The sequence below is a fragment of the Streptomyces sp. NPDC059255 genome, from assembly GCF_042752355.1.
In the GTDB taxonomy this organism is placed as follows: Bacteria; Actinomycetota; Actinomycetes; order Streptomycetales; family Streptomycetaceae; genus Streptomyces.
The window spans coordinates 161,472-176,876 of record NZ_JBHYZP010000008.1; the positions used below are offsets into that span (position 1 = coordinate 161,472).

Annotated in this window: 13 protein-coding genes; 6 read left to right on the forward strand and 7 right to left on the reverse strand. The window is 73.4% G+C overall.

The window, feature by feature from the left end:
* The first annotated feature begins 203 nt into the window (after window positions 1-203).
* A complete protein-coding gene (locus tag ACFXKG_RS13545; RefSeq protein ID WP_384836906.1) occupies window positions 204-1,037 on the forward strand; it encodes a peptidoglycan-binding protein in 834 nt (277 codons plus the stop codon).
* Window positions 1,038-1,061: 24 nt separating this feature from the next.
* Here ACFXKG_RS13545 and ACFXKG_RS13550 read toward each other — a convergent pair whose 3' ends face one another.
* From ACFXKG_RS13550 to ACFXKG_RS13565, 4 genes are all read right to left on the reverse strand, one after another.
* A complete protein-coding gene (locus tag ACFXKG_RS13550; protein ID WP_384836909.1) occupies window positions 1,062-1,814 on the reverse strand; it encodes a hypothetical protein in 753 nt (250 codons plus the stop codon).
* On the reverse strand, window positions 1,814-2,377 hold the full coding sequence (locus tag ACFXKG_RS13555) for a SigE family RNA polymerase sigma factor (protein ID WP_384836912.1): 564 nt from the start codon (window positions 2,375-2,377) through the stop codon (window positions 1,814-1,816). Before ACFXKG_RS13555 ends, ACFXKG_RS13550 begins: the two co-directional genes overlap by 1 nt.
* Before the next feature lie 202 nt (window positions 2,378-2,579).
* On the reverse strand, window positions 2,580-4,163 hold the full coding sequence (locus ACFXKG_RS13560; RefSeq protein WP_384836915.1) for an arabinogalactan endo-beta-1,4-galactanase: 1,584 nt from the start codon (window positions 4,161-4,163) through the stop codon (window positions 2,580-2,582).
* Window positions 4,164-4,357: 194 nt separating this feature from the next.
* Window positions 4,358-6,385, reverse strand: a complete 2,028-nt coding sequence (locus ACFXKG_RS13565) for a beta-galactosidase (RefSeq protein WP_384836918.1) — start codon at window positions 6,383-6,385, stop codon at window positions 4,358-4,360.
* A 231-nt stretch (window positions 6,386-6,616) separates the two neighbouring features.
* On the opposite strand from ACFXKG_RS13565, the gene ACFXKG_RS13570 reads away from it, so the two are divergent.
* From ACFXKG_RS13570 to ACFXKG_RS13585, 4 genes are read left to right on the forward strand one after another with little or no spacing between them, the layout of a single operon-like run.
* Window positions 6,617-7,945, forward strand: a complete 1,329-nt coding sequence (locus tag ACFXKG_RS13570; protein ID WP_384836921.1) for an extracellular solute-binding protein — start codon at window positions 6,617-6,619, stop codon at window positions 7,943-7,945.
* On the forward strand, window positions 7,945-8,889 hold the full coding sequence (locus ACFXKG_RS13575) for a carbohydrate ABC transporter permease (protein WP_384836924.1): 945 nt from the start codon (window positions 7,945-7,947) through the stop codon (window positions 8,887-8,889). The genes ACFXKG_RS13570 and ACFXKG_RS13575 overlap by 1 nt, the downstream gene beginning before the upstream one ends.
* Window positions 8,886-9,806, forward strand: a complete 921-nt coding sequence (locus ACFXKG_RS13580; protein WP_384836927.1) for a carbohydrate ABC transporter permease — start codon at window positions 8,886-8,888, stop codon at window positions 9,804-9,806. The genes ACFXKG_RS13575 and ACFXKG_RS13580 overlap by 4 nt, the downstream gene beginning before the upstream one ends.
* A gap of 33 nt (window positions 9,807-9,839) precedes the next feature.
* Complete coding sequence (locus tag ACFXKG_RS13585) at window positions 9,840-10,871, forward strand: LacI family DNA-binding transcriptional regulator (protein ID WP_384836930.1); 1,032 nt, start codon at window positions 9,840-9,842, stop codon at window positions 10,869-10,871.
* A gap of 55 nt (window positions 10,872-10,926) precedes the next feature.
* On the opposite strand, the gene ACFXKG_RS13590 is transcribed toward ACFXKG_RS13585, so the two are convergent.
* Entirely contained in the window at window positions 10,927-11,439 is a 513-nt protein-coding gene (locus ACFXKG_RS13590) for a hypothetical protein (protein ID WP_384836933.1), read from the reverse strand.
* A gap of 76 nt (window positions 11,440-11,515) precedes the next feature.
* Complete coding sequence (locus ACFXKG_RS13595) at window positions 11,516-12,916, reverse strand: DUF1254 domain-containing protein (RefSeq protein ID WP_384836936.1); 1,401 nt, start codon at window positions 12,914-12,916, stop codon at window positions 11,516-11,518.
* Window positions 12,917-13,044: 128 nt separating this feature from the next.
* On the opposite strand from ACFXKG_RS13595, the gene ACFXKG_RS13600 reads away from it, so the two are divergent.
* On the forward strand, window positions 13,045-14,700 hold the full coding sequence (locus ACFXKG_RS13600) for a hypothetical protein (RefSeq protein ID WP_384836939.1): 1,656 nt from the start codon (window positions 13,045-13,047) through the stop codon (window positions 14,698-14,700).
* Window positions 14,701-14,731: 31 nt separating this feature from the next.
* On the opposite strand, the gene ACFXKG_RS13605 is transcribed toward ACFXKG_RS13600, so the two are convergent.
* Window positions 14,732-15,304, reverse strand: a complete 573-nt coding sequence (locus tag ACFXKG_RS13605) for an MSMEG_1061 family FMN-dependent PPOX-type flavoprotein (RefSeq protein ID WP_384836942.1) — start codon at window positions 15,302-15,304, stop codon at window positions 14,732-14,734.
* Between the last annotated feature and the right edge of the window lie 101 nt (window positions 15,305-15,405).

Below are 15,405 nucleotides of genomic sequence, written 5' to 3' on the forward strand. Positions count from 1 at the left end.
GCGCTGCGTCCAACGTCGTGTTGCCGGTGCCCGACCGGCTGCTGCCCGCCCCCGGGCCGGCCCGGTCACCGCTGGGGTCCCCCCCCCGGGGGGGCGCCACCCCTGTCACCTGCCACTTGACTCCATTCGCACACATGTCTCGCGAGATCAAGGTAGCGTCCCGATCCGAACGGACAGTCAGGCAAGGGGTGAAGGAGGCGAGAGTGACGGAGCCATCCGATCACACGCGGCCCGGGCGACGCACAGTGCTGGAACCGACGCATGTCATGCGCCGCCGGCGGCCCCGCGCGCTCTCCGACTTCACGGAGCTCTTCCGGCCGGAGGACACCGACCCCGAGAGCCGGGAGGACGGCCGGGGCGAGGGCTGGGAACATGTCCCGCTCGACGCGAAGTCGGCAAGACCGCCGGGACCGCCGGGTCCGTCAGGAGCATCGGGGCAGTCGGGGACTTCCGGGCCGTCCCGGGGACCCCGCGGGGGACGGGCGGCCTCGAACTCCCAGGACAGCGAGGACACCGAGGAGTTGCCCCCCGTCCCCGCCCAGGCCGGCGCGGGCGGGTGGACGGCCGGGGTGGTCCGGCCGCGCAACGCCCGGTTCACCGCCCTGCTCTCGGTGGCCGCTGCAGGGGTGGTGGGTTTCGGCATCGCGCTGCTGCTCACCTGGGGCGGTTCGGGCGGCACCAGCGAGGCCGCGGAGCCGCCCCCCGCTCCGGCCCCCACCACGGAACCGCCCGGGAACCCCACTCCGGCCCCGACGGGCCCGCCCGCCGGCACCACACCCCCGGCCGCCCCCGCCGACCCGGGCGCCACCGCTCCCGTACTCCAGGAGGGCGACAGCGGCCCGGAGGTCACCGAGTTGCAGGAGCGGCTGCTGCGCATCCCGAATGTGTACGAGGGCGGCGATGTCACCGGTACGTACGACACCACACTGACCGAGGCCGTCGGCCGGTTCCAGCTCTGGTACGGCATCCGGGGCGACGAGACCGGCGTCTACGGCGACGACACCCGCCGCGACCTCGAATCCCGTACCGGTCCTTGAGGATCTGTCGTCCGGATCGGCGGGTCAGCCGCCCGGGGCGAAGCCGCCCGTCACCTCGGCGGGGCCGCCGGAGGAGGTCGCCCGTGCCGTGTAGCGGTCGTCCTCGGCGTCACGGCCGCCCTCGGCGTGGTTGTACTGGCCCGCGAAGACGTGTTCGCCGGCCGGGACGGTCGCGCCGGCCCGCAGGGTCCACCGGTAGACCAGCGCCCCGTCCCGCACCCGGACGGAGACGGTGAAGTCCTCCTCGGGCAGCGACCGCCAGGAACCGGCGTCCTCGATCCCGCCGGTCTCGGCGATGCGCAGTTCCACCATGAGCGCCGTCAGCGGCTGCTCGGTCCTGAGGGTGACGTTGCTCTGCGCCCAGTAGGCGTTGCTGTTCGGGTCCACGACACCGTCCGACCGGAGGTAGCCGCTCCCGGCCGTGGCGGGGTCCTCCGGGCTCCGGCCCGGCGACCGCTCCACCGGGGCGCGCGGGGACGAGACGCCCGGAGCGGGGGCCGCGGGCGGTCCCGCCGGGTCCGGGGAGGCCACCACCGTCTGGTGCGGGGAGTCCTGGGTGGTGACGAGGGCGAGCGCTCCGACGCCGAGCGCGCCGGCCGCCGCGGCCGTCACCACGGCCACCCGCGGCCAGCCGGCCGGCCGGCCGCGGCGCCCGGGGTGTCCCGCGGGCCTCGGGCCCGCCATGCCGCGTTCCACGCGCGCGAGCATGCGCGCGCGGTCGGGGCGGTGCTCCCCGGCCGCCTCCCGCAACCGCGCGGGCAGGTCGTCGTCCACCATCAGCCGCTGCCTCCTCCGGTACCGTCCGCCGCGACCGTGGCGTGCACCCGCTGCGGCGACGTGCCCGGGCCGAGCAGCCGTTGCAGCTCGGCCATGCCCCGGGACGTCTGACTCTTGACGGTACCCACCGAGATGCCGAGGGTGAGCGCCGTGTCCCGTTCCGAGAGGTCGAGGGCGTGGCGCAGCACCACACAGGCGCGTTTACGGAACGGCAGCCGGCGCAGCGCCGTCCGTACGTCGAGCACGGCGGGCACGTCGGGCCCGTCGAACCGGTCGCCGCGCTGCGACCAGAACAGCGCGACGCGGCGGCGCTCCCGTACGGCGCTGCGGATACGGGACTTGGCCAGGTTGGTGACCACCCCGCGGGCGTACGCGACGGGGTGGTCGGCCGCCCTGACCCGGTCCCAGCGGTGCCAGAGCGCGAGCAGGGCGTCCGAGGCGAGATCGTCGGCCGTGTCGGCCTCGCCGGTCAACAGGTAGGCCAGCCGGGAGAGTTCCGCGTAATGCCGTTCGAAGAACGCGTGGAACTCGGCGGCGGTGGCGTCGTCGACGACTGTGCCCACGATGCCGCTCCTTGTCTCCTCCTGGCCCGGCCGCCGGCCGGGTCACGGCACCGGGGTTCGTGAGCGTAGCAGCGGGATCCGCCGATGGCGTCTCCTCTGCGCACGGCCCGGTGCCGGGACCTGTTCCGCCGTCAGTAATCGGCCATGCCGGTCGCGTCGCACCGTGTGGGGCACCGGGACGGCGGCGGGGCGCGTCCGGCGGTCAGCGGTGGGCGAACCAGCCGGCGGCGGGCAGGAGCCTGGTGTCGTACCCGAAGAGCGCCTGGTTCTCCCAGGCGTTGCCCGAGGACGGGTCCTGCGGGTCCCAGCCGCTGCCCTTCACGGCGGTCCAGGCCGGCTCCCAGTAGACGATGCCCAGGCCGCGCCCGCCCGGGACCGCCTCGACGACGTTCATCACGTCGCGCAGATTGGCGGCCTGGCCGGCGGGGGTCGCCGGGTAGCCGGGTGCCAACTGGCCGCTGGTGGCGATGTTGTTCTCCAGGAAGTCGCCGTTGGCGAGCGTGCTGGCGTACGCGGTCTCGGCGACCAGCACCGGCTTGCCGTAGCGGGCGGACACGTCGTCCAGATTGGCCTGGAGTCCGGAGAGCGGTCCGTGCCAGTACCCGTAGTAGGAGAGGGCGATCACGTCGAAGGGCACCTGACGGGCCACGGCCTGGTCGAACCACCAGCGGGTGCCGGCGTTGTCGCCGCCCTTGGCGAGGTGCAGCGCGACCTGGGTGGTGGAGGAGACGGCCTTCGCGGCCTGGGCGCCGGAGGTCAGCAGGCCGGCGAGCTGGGTCCAGTTGTCGGTGGAGCCTTCCGGCCAGAGCATGCCGCCGTTGATCTCGTTGCCGATCTGGACCATGTCGGCCGTGGTGCCCTGCGCCTTGAGGGCGTTGAGCACGTCGTAGGTGTGGTTGTAGACGTCGGTACGGAGCCGGCTGTACGGGTGCGAGGCCCAGGCGGCGGGCTTGTTCTGCTGGCCGGGGTCGGCCCAGCGGTCCGAGTAGTGGAAGTCGATCAGTACTTTCATGCCCTCGGCCTTGGCCCGCTCGGCCAGGGCGAGGACGCGTGCCTTGTTGTTGTAGCCGTCGGCCGGGTTCACCCACACCTTGAGCCGTGCGTAGTTCATGCCCGCCCCGCGCAGCAGGCCGAGCGCGTCGCCGCGCTGCCCGGTGGCGCTGCTGTAGACGGCGCCGAACGCCTCGTTCTTCGGGAGGGTGGAGAGGTCGCCGCCCTTGATGGCGAGCCCGGTGGCGCCCGGCGCGAACGTCAGGTCGTCGAAGTTGGCCCACTCCCCCGCGTGCGCGTCGGAGTTGAGGCTGACGGTGCAGTTGCCGCCGGTCACCCGGACCGAGGTGACGAGACGGATCCAGGCGCCGTCGGCGGTGGGCGGCAGATCCGTGCGCTGTTCGGCACTGCCGCAGTTGCGCAGGGCGATGTACGCGGAGTTCTGGCCGCCGCTGGAGCGGACGCGGGCGCTGAGTGTGTACGTGCCGTCGGCCAGCCCGGTCAGGTACTGGTAGGTCTCGACCTTGTACGCGGAGGCCGACCAGTGGCTGAGGCGGCGGTTCCCGGAGGCGCCGCCGCTCTCGGTGAAGGAGGCGGCGTGCTGCCCCGCGGCCGAGTAGGTCGACCAGCCGGTGGGGGTGGCGGTCCCGGTGGCGTCGGCCTCGAAGCCGGGGTTGGTGAGCGTCGCGGCGGCCCGGGCCTGCTGGGCGGGGAGCGCGGTCAGGAGCAGCGCGCCGAGCGCGGCTATGGCGGTGGCCCCGAGTCGGGTGCGCCAGGTGCGGTGTGCGAGGTGCATCGTCGATGTCCCTTCGACCGGTGGGCGGGCAGGCGGTGTGTCTCGGTGGTGCGCGGTGGCACATGTGCGGCTCGTCGACGCGTGTGCGGCTCGTCGGCATGTGCCTTGCTCGGTGGTACGTGTGCCGATCGGTGCTCCATGTGCCTCCCGGTGGTACGCGCGGGGCGGCCGGGCGTACCACCGGGAGGCGGCCCTCAGACGTCGAGCTTCACGACCCGTACGGCTCCGGCCGGCAGTGCGAGCCCGCCCGAGGCCCGTTCGCCGGTGAGGAGTTCGGTGCCCGCTGCGAACAGCGGGACCTTCGCGTCCGTGGCGGTGTGGTTGATGGCGAACACGTACTCTCCGCTCTCCCCGGACCGGCGGACGACCTCGACGTCGTGCGGCAGTTCGGCGCGCGGCGCGATCCCGGCGTCGTCGGCGGCGGCGCCGAGGATCGTGTCGAGCGCGCCGGGGGCGAGCCGGGTGGAGACGTACCAGGCGGTGCCGCGGCCGAGGCGGTGTCGGGTGACGGCCGGGTGGCCCGCGGCGAGCCCGTCGGCGTACGTCCACACCGTCTCGGCGCCCCGCGGGACGACGAACTCGCTCCACACGTCGGCGGTCAGTTCGGAGCCGTCGGCCGCGGTGATCCGGACGCGTTCGCCCTCGCCGAGCGGGGAGAACTCCTCGACGGTCAGGCCGAGGACGTCGCGCAGCGCGCCGGGATGGGCACCGGGATGGACGGCGTCGTGTTCGTCGACGATGCCGGAGAAGTACGAGACGACGAGCGTGCCGCCGTTCTCGACGTACGCGCGCAGGTTGCGGCCGGTCGCCTCGGTGGCGAGGTAGAGGGCGGGCACCACGACGAGCGGGTAGCGGGAGAGATCGGCCTCGGGGTGGGCGAAGTCCACGGTGAGGTGGCGGTCGTAGAGCGCCTCGTAGAAGGAGTCGGCGCGCTCGCGGGCGTCGTGGTCCTCGCTCGGCCGCCATTCGAGGCGCTGCGCCCACCAGGACTGCCAGTCCCAGACGACGGCGGCGTCGGCGACGGTACGGGTGCCGCGTACGGTGGCGAGGCTGTCCAGGTGGGCGCCGAGGCCGACCACCTCGCGCCAGACGCGGCTGTCGGTGCCGGCGTGCGGCACCATCGAGGAGTGGAACTTCTCGGCGCCGCGCCGGGACTGGCGCCACTGGAAGAACAGCGCGCCCTCGGAGCCGCGTGCCACGTGGGCGAGGCTGTTGCGGGCCATCTGACCGGGCGCCTTGGCGGGGTTGCGGGGCTGCCAGTTGACGCCGCTGGTGGAGTGTTCGAGCAGCAGCCAGGGGGCGCCGCCGGCCACGGACCGGGTGAGGTCGGCGGCCATGGCGAGGTTCACGTGGGTGCGGCGTCCGTCGGTGATCAGGTAGTGGTCGTTGGTGACGAGGTCGACCTCGCGTCCCCAGGCCCAGTAGTCGACGGATTCGCACTGGCTGAGGGCGGTCATGAAGTTGGTGGTGACGGGGATGCCGGGGGCGAGCCGGTGGAGCAGGTCCCGTTCCCGTACGAAGTTCTCGCGCATGGTGGCGTCGGCGAAGCGCGCGTAGTCGAGCCGGTGGGCGGGGTTGCACACGGTGGGGGTGGCCCGGGGCGGCTGGATCTCCTCGAAGGAGCCGTAGCGCTGGCCCCAGAAGGCGGTGCCCCAGGCCTCGTTGACCGCGTCGAGGTCCTGGTGGGCGGCGCGCAGCCAGGTACGGAAGTGGACGGCGCACCCGTCGCAGTAGCAGGCGCTGACGGGGACGCCGTACTCGTTGTGGACGTGCCAGAGGGCCAGCGCGGGGTGGGAGCCGTAGCGCAGGGCGAGCTGTTCGGTGATGGCGGAGGAGGCCGCGCGGTACGCCGGTGAGCTGTGGCAGATCGCGCCGCGTGAGCCGAACGCGTACCGCGTGCCCTCGCGGCTGACGGGGAGCGCCTCCGGGTGGTCGCGGTAGAACCAGGCGGGCGGGGCGACGGTGGGCGTGCCGAGGTCGACCCGTACGCCGTTCTCGTGGAGCAGGTCGACGACCCGGTCCAGCCAGCCGAAGTCGTAGCGGCCCGGCTCCGGTTCGAGCAGGGCCCACGAGAAGATGCCGACCGACACGAGGTTGACGCCGGCCTCGCGCATGAGGCGTACGTCCTCCTGCCAGACGGCCTCCGGCCACTGCTCGGGGTTGTAGTCCCCGCCGAACGCCAGGGCGTGTTTCGGGGGGCCCTCGGGCGCGGTCTGCGGCATGGATTGCCTCCTGTGGTGCGGTACGGCTGACGAGCGGACGGGGCCGCCGGGTGCGTCGGGTGTGGGAACGTGCACACATCGCGACGACCCGATGGATCCAACATAAGCGCACAGGAACAACCATTGACAAGTGTCCGGGAAGTTTCTCTACTGTGAACGCTCACAGAGCAGGGCCGGTCCGCCGTACTCAGGTCGCGGACCTCCGTCAGGGTTCGTCAGGGGAGTAACACCATGCAATTCACGACGCGCAGACGCCTCGTGGCCACGTCCCTCGCCATCGCGCTCGGTGCCACCGCGCTCGCCGCGTGCGGCTCCGGTTCGGGTTCCGGCGACGACGACGCGGGGGCCGACGGGCCGGCCGATCTCACCTACTGGGCCTGGGCGCCCGGCATGGACAAGGTCGCCGAACTCTGGAACACCACGGAGGGCGAGAAGACCGGCATCAAGGTGACGGTGAAGAAGCAGGCGTCGGGCGACGACCTGGTCACCAAGATCATCACCGCGGCCAAGGCGAAGAAGGCCCCCGACCTGGTCCAGGCGGAGTACCAGGCGCTGCCGACCCTGGTCAGCAACGACGTCCTCGCCGACATCTCCGGCGAGGTCGGCGACGCGAAGGACAAGTTCGCCGCGGGCATCTGGCAGCAGACCACCCTCGGCACGGACGCCGTCTACGCGGTCCCGCAGGACTCCGGGCCGATGATGTTCTACTACCGCGCGGACCTCTTCAAGGAGTACGGGCTCACCGTCCCCACCACGTGGGACGCGTTCGCCGAAACCGCCCGCGCGCTGAAGAAGAAGGACCCGTCCAAGGCCCTGACGACGTTCTCCAGCAACGACGCGGGCCTGTTCGCCGGTCTCGCCCAGCAGGCGGGCGCCCGGTGGTGGACCACCCAGGGCGACACCTGGAAGGTGGGGATCGACGACGCCGCCACGAAGAAGGTCGCGGACTTCTGGGGCGGTCTCGTCAAGGAGGGCGCCATCGACAACCAGCCCATGTACACCCCGTCGTGGAACAAGGCGCTCAACACGGGCAAGCAGATCGCCTGGGTCAGCGCGGTCTGGGCGCCCGGCACCCTGACGACCGCCGCGCCCGACACCAAGGACAAGTGGGCCATGGCGCCGCTGCCGCAGTGGGACGCGGCCGAGCCGGCGACCGGGAGCTGGGGCGGCTCGTCCACCGGTGTCACCAACGACTCGAAGCACAAGAAGGCCGCGGCGAAGTTCGCCACCTGGCTGAACACCGACAGCGCCGCCCTGGCCGCGATGGTCAAGGAGGGCGGGATCTACCCGGCCGCCACCGCCGCACAGTCGGGCGGCGCGCTGAGCGAGCCGCCCGCGTACTTCTCGAACCAGCCGGACTTCTACACCACGGCCGCCGAGATCGCGAAGACCACCGCGCCCTCCGCGTGGGGCCCGAACGTGAACGTCGCGTACACCACCTTCCGGGACGCCTTCGCCACCGCGGCCAAGAACAGGTCGGACTTCGGCACGGCCCTCGCCGGCATGCAGGAGGCCACCGTCGCCGACCTGAAGAAGCAGGGCTTCGGAGTCACCGGCTGATGGCCGCCACCCCGCGCCCGGCGGGCGCCTCGGGCCGGACGGGCCGGCGGGTGCGCGGCGCGCCGTACGCCTTTCTCCTGCCGGCCGTCACGCTCTTCGCACTCTTCTTCGCCCTGCCCATCGGATACGCCCTCTATCTGAGCCTGCGCAAGGTCGAGGTCAAGGGGCTCGGCCTCGGCCGGGGCGCCCGCCAGGAGGTCTGGGCCGGGCTCTCCAACTACGCGGACGCGCTCACCGACTCCCAACTGCTCTCCAGCGCGCTGCGCGTGCTGGGGTACGGGGCGATGGTGGTCCCCGCGATGCTCGGCCTCGCGCTGGTCCTCGCCCTGATGCTGGACGCCGAGCGCACCCGGCTCAGCGGCTTCTCCCGGCTCGCGATCTTCCTGCCGTACGCCGTGCCCGGTGTGATCGCCGCGATGATGTGGGGCTTCCTCTACCTGCCGGACGTGAGCCCCTTCTACTACCTGCTGGACAAGGCCGGACTGCCCGGGCCGAACCTCCTGGACGGCGGGCCGCTGTACCTGGCGCTCGCCAACATCGCGCTGTGGGGCGGCACCGGCTTCAACATGATCGTCATCTACACGTCGCTGCGCTCGATCCCGGTGGAGATCTACGAGGCGGCCCGGCTGGACGGCTGCTCGCAGCTCCAGACCGCGCTGCGGATCAAGATCCCGATCGTGGCGCCCGCGCTGGTGCTGACGTTCTTCTTCTCCATCATCGCGACCCTCCAGGTGTTCAGCGAACCCACCACCCTCAAGCCCCTGACCAACTCGCTCTCCACCACCTGGTCCCCGCTGATGAAGGTCTACCAGGACGCCTTCGTCAACGGCGACATCCACGCGGCGGCGGCCACCTCCGTGGTCATCGCGGTCGTGACCCTCGTCCTGTCCTTCGGCTTCCTGAAGGCCGCGAACTCCCGCTCGAACCAGGGAGAGACCCCGTGAACGCCCTCACCACCCGCCGTACCGCGCCCGCGGCCGGCACCACGCCGGGCACCCCGCAGGGGCCGCCGGCGCCCCGGCCGAAGGCCCGGCGCCGGATCGCCTGGGTGCCGACGATCACCCTGCTGGCCGGCGCGCTCTACTGTCTGCTGCCCGTGGCGTGGATCGTGGTGGCCGCCACCAAGTCGGGCCGCGAACTGTTCTCCACCTTCACCTTCCTGCCCGGCACGGGGTTCGCGGACAACGTCGCGGAGCTGTCCGCGTACCGGGAGGGCGTGTACTGGCGGTGGATGCTCAACTCCCTGTTCTACTCCGGCGCCGGCGCCCTGCTCTCGACGGCGGTCTCCGCCCTCAGCGGCTACGCCCTGGCCGTCTACCGCTTCCGCGGCCGCGAGACGCTCTTCAACGTGCTGCTCGCCGGCGTGCTGATGCCGCCGGTCATCCTCGCCGTACCGCAGTACCTGCTGATGGCGAAGGCCGACCTGGCCGACAGCTATCTGTCCGTGCTGCTGCCGGTGATCCTCTCCCCGTACGGGATCTACCTCGCCCGGATCTACGCGTCGGCGTCCGTGCCTCCCGACGTGGTGGAGGCCGGCCGGATGGACGGCGGGGGTGAGTGGCGGATCTTCCGGTCGGTGGCACTGCCGATGATGCTGCCGGGACTGGTGACGGTGTTCCTCTTCCAGTTCGTGGCCATCTGGAACAACTTCCTCCTCCCCTACATCATGCTCGGCGACGATCAGAAGTTCCCCATCACACTCGGTCTGTACACCCTCCTCCAGCAGGGCTCCAACACCCCGGCGCTCTACACTCTGGTCATCACGGGTGCGCTGCTCGCGGTGGTACCGCTGATCGCCCTCTTCCTGGTCATCCAGCGGTTCTGGAGCCTGGACCTGCTGTCCGGGGCCGTAAAGTCCTGACGCGACAGGCACGATCACGAGAGAACGACAGGTATGAGCCGCACGGGCACCAACGGCCGGCGCAAGCCGCCGACCATCCACGACGTGGCACGGGAGGCCGGTGTCTCCCGGGGCACCGTCTCGCGGGTCCTCAACGGCGGCCACTATGTGAGCCCGGCCGCAGAAGAGGCGGTCAACGCCGCGATCCGCAGGACGGGTTATGTCGTCAACCGGCATGCCCGCAGTCTCATCACGGGCCGCTCCGACTCGGTCGCCTTCCTGCTCACCGAGCCGCAGGAGCGGTTCTTCGAGGACCCCAACTTCAATGTGCTGCTGCGGGGATGCACCCAGGCGCTGGCCGCGCACGACATCCCGCTGCTGCTGATGATCGCGGGGACGAAGGACGAACGGCGCCGGATCGCCCGGTACATCACCGCGGGCCATGTCGACGGCGTCCTGCTGGTGTCCAGCCACTCCGGCGACCGGGTCGCCGAGCAACTGCGGGCGGCCCGGGTACCGTTGGTGGCCTGCGGGAAACCGCTCGGGCAGAGTTCGAAGGTCAGCTACGTCGCGGCCGACGACCGGGACGGCGCGCGTGAGATGGTGCGCCATCTCGTACGCGGCGGGCGCCGGCGGATCGCCACGGTCACCGGCCCGCTGGACACCCCGGGCGGCACGGAACGGCTGGCGGGCTACCGGGAGATCCTCGCCGAGGCCGGTATCGAGGCCGACGAACGGCTGATCGCCGCCGGGGACTACAGCCGGGCGAGCGGGGAGGCCGCCGCCGCGGAACTGCTGCGGCGGGCACCGGATCTCGACGCGGTGTTCGTCGCCTCCGACCTGATGGCGCAGGGGGTGCTCACGGCGCTGCGGGAGGCGGGACGCAGGGTGCCCGAGGATGTCGCGGTGGGCGGTTTCGACGACTCGCCCGCGGCGCTGGACACCCGGCCCGCGCTGACCACGATCCGTCAGCCGTGGGACCGTATCAGCACGGAGATGGTACGGGTGCTGCTCGCCCAGATCGGCGGCGAGGACACCTCCACGGTGATCCTCCCGACCGAACTGGTCCGGCGCGACTCGGCCTGAGTCCGGCCCCGGTGACGTGCTGCCGGAGGCCGTCGCCGGGCCCGCCCCGGCGCCGTCAGCCGGGCAGCGCCTCGCCGCAGCGGGCGCAGAACCGCGCGTCGCGCTCCCCGCAGAGGCGTCCGCACGCGGCGCAGACATGGTTCAGCGCACAGGGCGGCTCGCCGCCCTCCGCCGCGGGCGCCCGCACGGGGGCGGCGTCCGGCGGCGCGGGGGCGACCGTCAGACCGGGGCGGCGCGGGTGCGCCGTCAGATAGACCAGCCCGCGCTCCCCCGCGGTCAGTGAACGGCGCGAGGTCCTCGGCAGCCACACCACGGCACGCGGGGCGAGCGGCTCGGTCCCGGCGGGCGTGCCGAGCCCCCCGTCGCCGTCCAGGACGACGAGCAGCACGTCGAGCACGTGGTCGGTGTGTTCGCCGACGGCCGCGCCCGGTGGCAGCCGTACGACATTGGCGTCCAGGGCCCGCCCGGACTCGGCCAGTTTCCACAGCGCGCCCTGGCGGTCGGCGGCGGCCCGCGCGAGGTCCTCGTCGAGGGTGACCAGGACCCGGGCGGTGGGCGGCGGCGTCATCAGGGGCTCCAGACGTGGTGCGGCGGACGGCCCCACGATCATAGTGACGACGGCCGCCCCCGGTCCCGCGCACCGGTCAGGTCACCCGGCGGATCGCCGGCAGCTCGTAACCGCCGTCGAAGAGCGCGGCCCGCGGCTCGTACATCCGCAGGACGGGGCGGAACCGTCCGGGCGGGGTGGGCAGCCAGTTGGCGGCGGCCTCCGCGTCCTCCGGGCGGCCCGGCCGCAGCTGGAGGGTGAGAGAACCGTCGGCGGCGCGGCGCAGTCCGGCGGTGCGGTCACCGATCGCGTACCGGTCGAGCGGGTTGGCGACGAGGTGGTACTCGGGCAGGTCGTACATGGTGAGCGACCAGAACGCGTCGACGGGCGGCGGCTGTTCGAAGCGCAGTGTGTAGGTGTGGCGCCCCTCCAGCGGCTCCCCGTCCGCGTCGTGCCACGTCATCGCGGAGGCGGCCTCGTAGCCGTGGCCGCCCCACAGACCGCTGCGGGCGGCCGCGGCGCGCAGCAGCCGGGCCGCGTCGCGGTCGCGGACCGTCCACTCCGGGTCGGTCAGCACCCCCGTCTCGAAGAAGTCCGCGTTGTGGTCGAAGGCGTGGTACGCGAGCCGCCAGCCGTTCTGTTCCGGTCCTTCGGCGTGCGCGGCGGCGTACTCGACCCGCTCCCTGCCCTCGGTGAATCCCTCGCGCAGGGCGTCGGCCAGCTCGGGCTCCGGGGACCGGTAGGGGCTCGCCGACGCCAGCAGGCCGAGGGGCGCGAAGCGCCGCTGGTACTCGGCGTCGGCGGGGGCGGGCGGGAACGCGGCCGTGCGGACCCGCAGTTTCTCGAAGAACATCAGGGTGCCGTCGGTGACGTCGGGGTCCGAGAGCGGCAGGCCCGCGAGGGGGTCGGCGCTCCCACCGCCGGGCGCGAGCGCCTCCAGGCGGGTGGCCCGCTGGAGCGCGGCGGTGGCCGGGAGGTCCTCGGGCCCCGCGCACGCCCAGCGGCCGATGAGCGAGGCCACGGCGGTGGGGCAGGCGATCCGGGTGGCTCCGGCGGGTACCTCGCCGCGCCAGCCGGGCCCGGTGAGCAGGAAGCTGCCCGCGGCGGTGCCGGTGGCGCGCCGTCCGACGTAGGCGAAGTTGTTGGTCCAGGCGTCCACGAACCGCAGGACGTAGTAGCGCCCGGCCGTGTCGGGCACGGTCAGCAGCAGCGGGCCGCCGGACAGGTCGAGCTGGGCCACGGTGTGGACGGTGTCGTTGTTGACGCCGGCGAAGGTGTCGTCAGGTCCGGCCAGCCGGGTGCTGTGGGCGAGGGTGTTGAAGGGCGCGGGCGGCACCGGGCCGAGCCCGGCGTGGGTGAAGCGGTCGGCCTCGTCCAGGTTGAACACCATCGGATAGCCGTAGACGTACGCCTCGGCCGCCAGCGTCCGCAGATCGCTCATCCCGTCCGCCTCTCCCGGTGTGCGGTCATCGTCCGCCGCCCGGGCGGTGCTCGCCATCCGGTGGGCGCCGTCCAGGTGAGCCGGTTCCGCTTGCCGCACGCCGGGCGTGCCCCGGACGGCGTACGGGGGCGGGGCCCGGCGGTGGGACCGTCCCGCCGGTCGCGGGGCGTCGCGGGCCGGCTCGTGTGCGGATCGGGGACAGTGGGCCGGTCAGCCCGCAGCGCCGCGCCGCGTCGACCGGCGTCGCGCGGGTGGGAACGGAGCCCGCCATCCTTCTCGTCCCGCCGCCCCCGCGGCCCGTGGCGCCCGCCTCGCCGCTCCGTGCGCGGGTGCTGGACTCGCGGGCGCTCGCCGTGCTCGCCCCGTCCGCCCTGGCGCTGGCGCTGGGGATGTGGGGGATCGGCCGCCGCGGGACGCTGTGGGGCGACGAGGCCGTCACGTACGAGGTGGCGCACCGTGCCCCGGGGCAGATCTGGGGCACCGCGGGGCACGCCGACGCGGTCCACGGCCTCTACTACCTCCTCATGCACGGGGTCTTCGCGCTGTGGGACGGCGGGCTCGTCGCGCTGCGGCTGCCGTCGGTCCTCGCGGTGGCGGCGGCGTCCGCCGGGGTCGCGCTGCTCGGCCGCGCCCTCGCCGGGCCGCGCGCCGGGCTGCTCGCCGGACTGGTCCTCCCGCTGCTCCCGGCCGTACAGCGGTACGCGCAGGAGGGCCGTTCCTACGCGCTGGTGTGCGCGCTGGTCACCTGGGCGAGCTGGCTGCTGGCGTACGCGCTCGCCCGCCCGGCGCGGTGGCGGTGGGCCGCGTACGCCGGGGTGACACTGACCGCCTGTCTGCTGCACGAGTTCGCGGTGCTGACGCTGCTCGCCCACGGCGTGACGGTGGTGTGTTCGACGCCTCCCCACCTGTCCGCGCGGACTCGAAGGGCGTGGGGCACCGCCGCGTGCGCGGTGGGCGCCGGGCTGCTGCCGCTCGCGGTGTTCAGTACGACGCAGTCGGCGCAGGTCGACTGGATCGGCGCCCCCGGCGCGCGGCAGGTCCTGGGCTTCGCGGCGGTGACGGTGGTGGGCGTGGCATGTGCCCGTACGGCGCCACGTGGACCCGGCACGGCCGCCGGCCCGTGCGCCGCCGCCCCGCCGGTCGCGTCGGGCGCCGCCCCGCCGGTCCTGTCGAGGTCGCCGCTCCCCCGGCTGGAGGCGCTCGCGCTGCCTCTGCTGATCCTGCCGACCGCGCTGCTGATGGCGCTCACCCCGCTACGGCCGTTCTACGTCGAGCGCTACGTCCTCTCGTACACCGTCGGTCTCGCGCTGCTCCTGGGCGCGGCGCTCGACCGGTCCCGGGGGCGGGGTGCCGGCGCGGACACGGCCCGGCGCCGGGCGGTGGCCGTGGTCGCGGTGGCGGCGGCGCTCACCGCGCTGTGGCCGGTGGGCACGTATCTGCGGACCCCGCAGAGCCGTCAGAACGACGCCACCGCCGTGGCCCGCGCCGTACGGGAGTCGGCGCGGCCGGGCGACGGCCTGCTCTTCCTGCCGGCGCGGCGCCGGGTGTGGACGCTGGCGCGGCCCGGTGACTTCCGGGGGCTGACGGATCTCGCCCTCGACCGCTCCCCCGTCGCCTCGGACACCCTGCACGGCACGGAGCTGCCGGCGGCGCGGGTGCGCGAGCGGATGCTGGCCGTGCGGCGGATCGTGGCCGTCCACGACCTGCCGGGGCAGCCGCTGGAGAGGGCCGGCGGGGAGGCGGTGAAACGCGCGGTGCTGCGCGCTTACTTCGAGGAGTGCGGCAGCCGGACCGTGACCCGGGCCCGTATCACGGTCCACGCCCGGCCCGGCCACTGCTGAGCCGCCGGGGGGCCGTCGGCTGCTCACGGTGTCAGGCTCCCGGCCAGGTCTCCGGCTGCCAGAGGCCCGACCGGGTCAGTGCGGCCGGGCAGTGCCGGAAGATCTCGTCGATCTCCACCACCAGGGCGAGCAGCGGGCGTTGGCCCTTCAGTGCCATCCCGTCGAAGAAGGGGGCGTCGGTGAGGATGCGCGCCCGCCCGTTGACGCGCAGCACGTCCTTGCTGCCGGGCACGAGGTGGACCAGGCCGACGTGCGGGTTCTCCAGGATGTTGTGGAAGCTGTCGGCCCGCCGGTTGCCCGGCCGGTCCGGGAGGGCCGGCGTGCGGGGGTCCAGGGCCCGGACGAAGCCCGGCACGTCGCCGCGGGGTGAGGCGTCGCAGTTGCCCCGGGCGTCGGAGGTGGAGAGCAGACAGAACGGTGAGCGCGCGAGCAGATCGAGGTCCTCGGGGCCGAGCCGTCGGCGGACCTTGTCGATCACGATCGGGTGCGGGGTGCCGAGCAGTTCGCGCAGTTCGCCGGCGGAGCGCAGGGCGCGGTGGCCCGCCCGGTCGGTGAACTCGTGGGCGGGGTGCGCTGCGTGCTCCGTCGTCGCGGCAGGGGACAAGGGGGATCTCTTCCGGGTACGGGCCGGGCAGGACGAGACGAACAGCTGATCGATAATGTTAGGCTCACCTTACTTTACGGGTTCACCAGCATCCGCGGCGC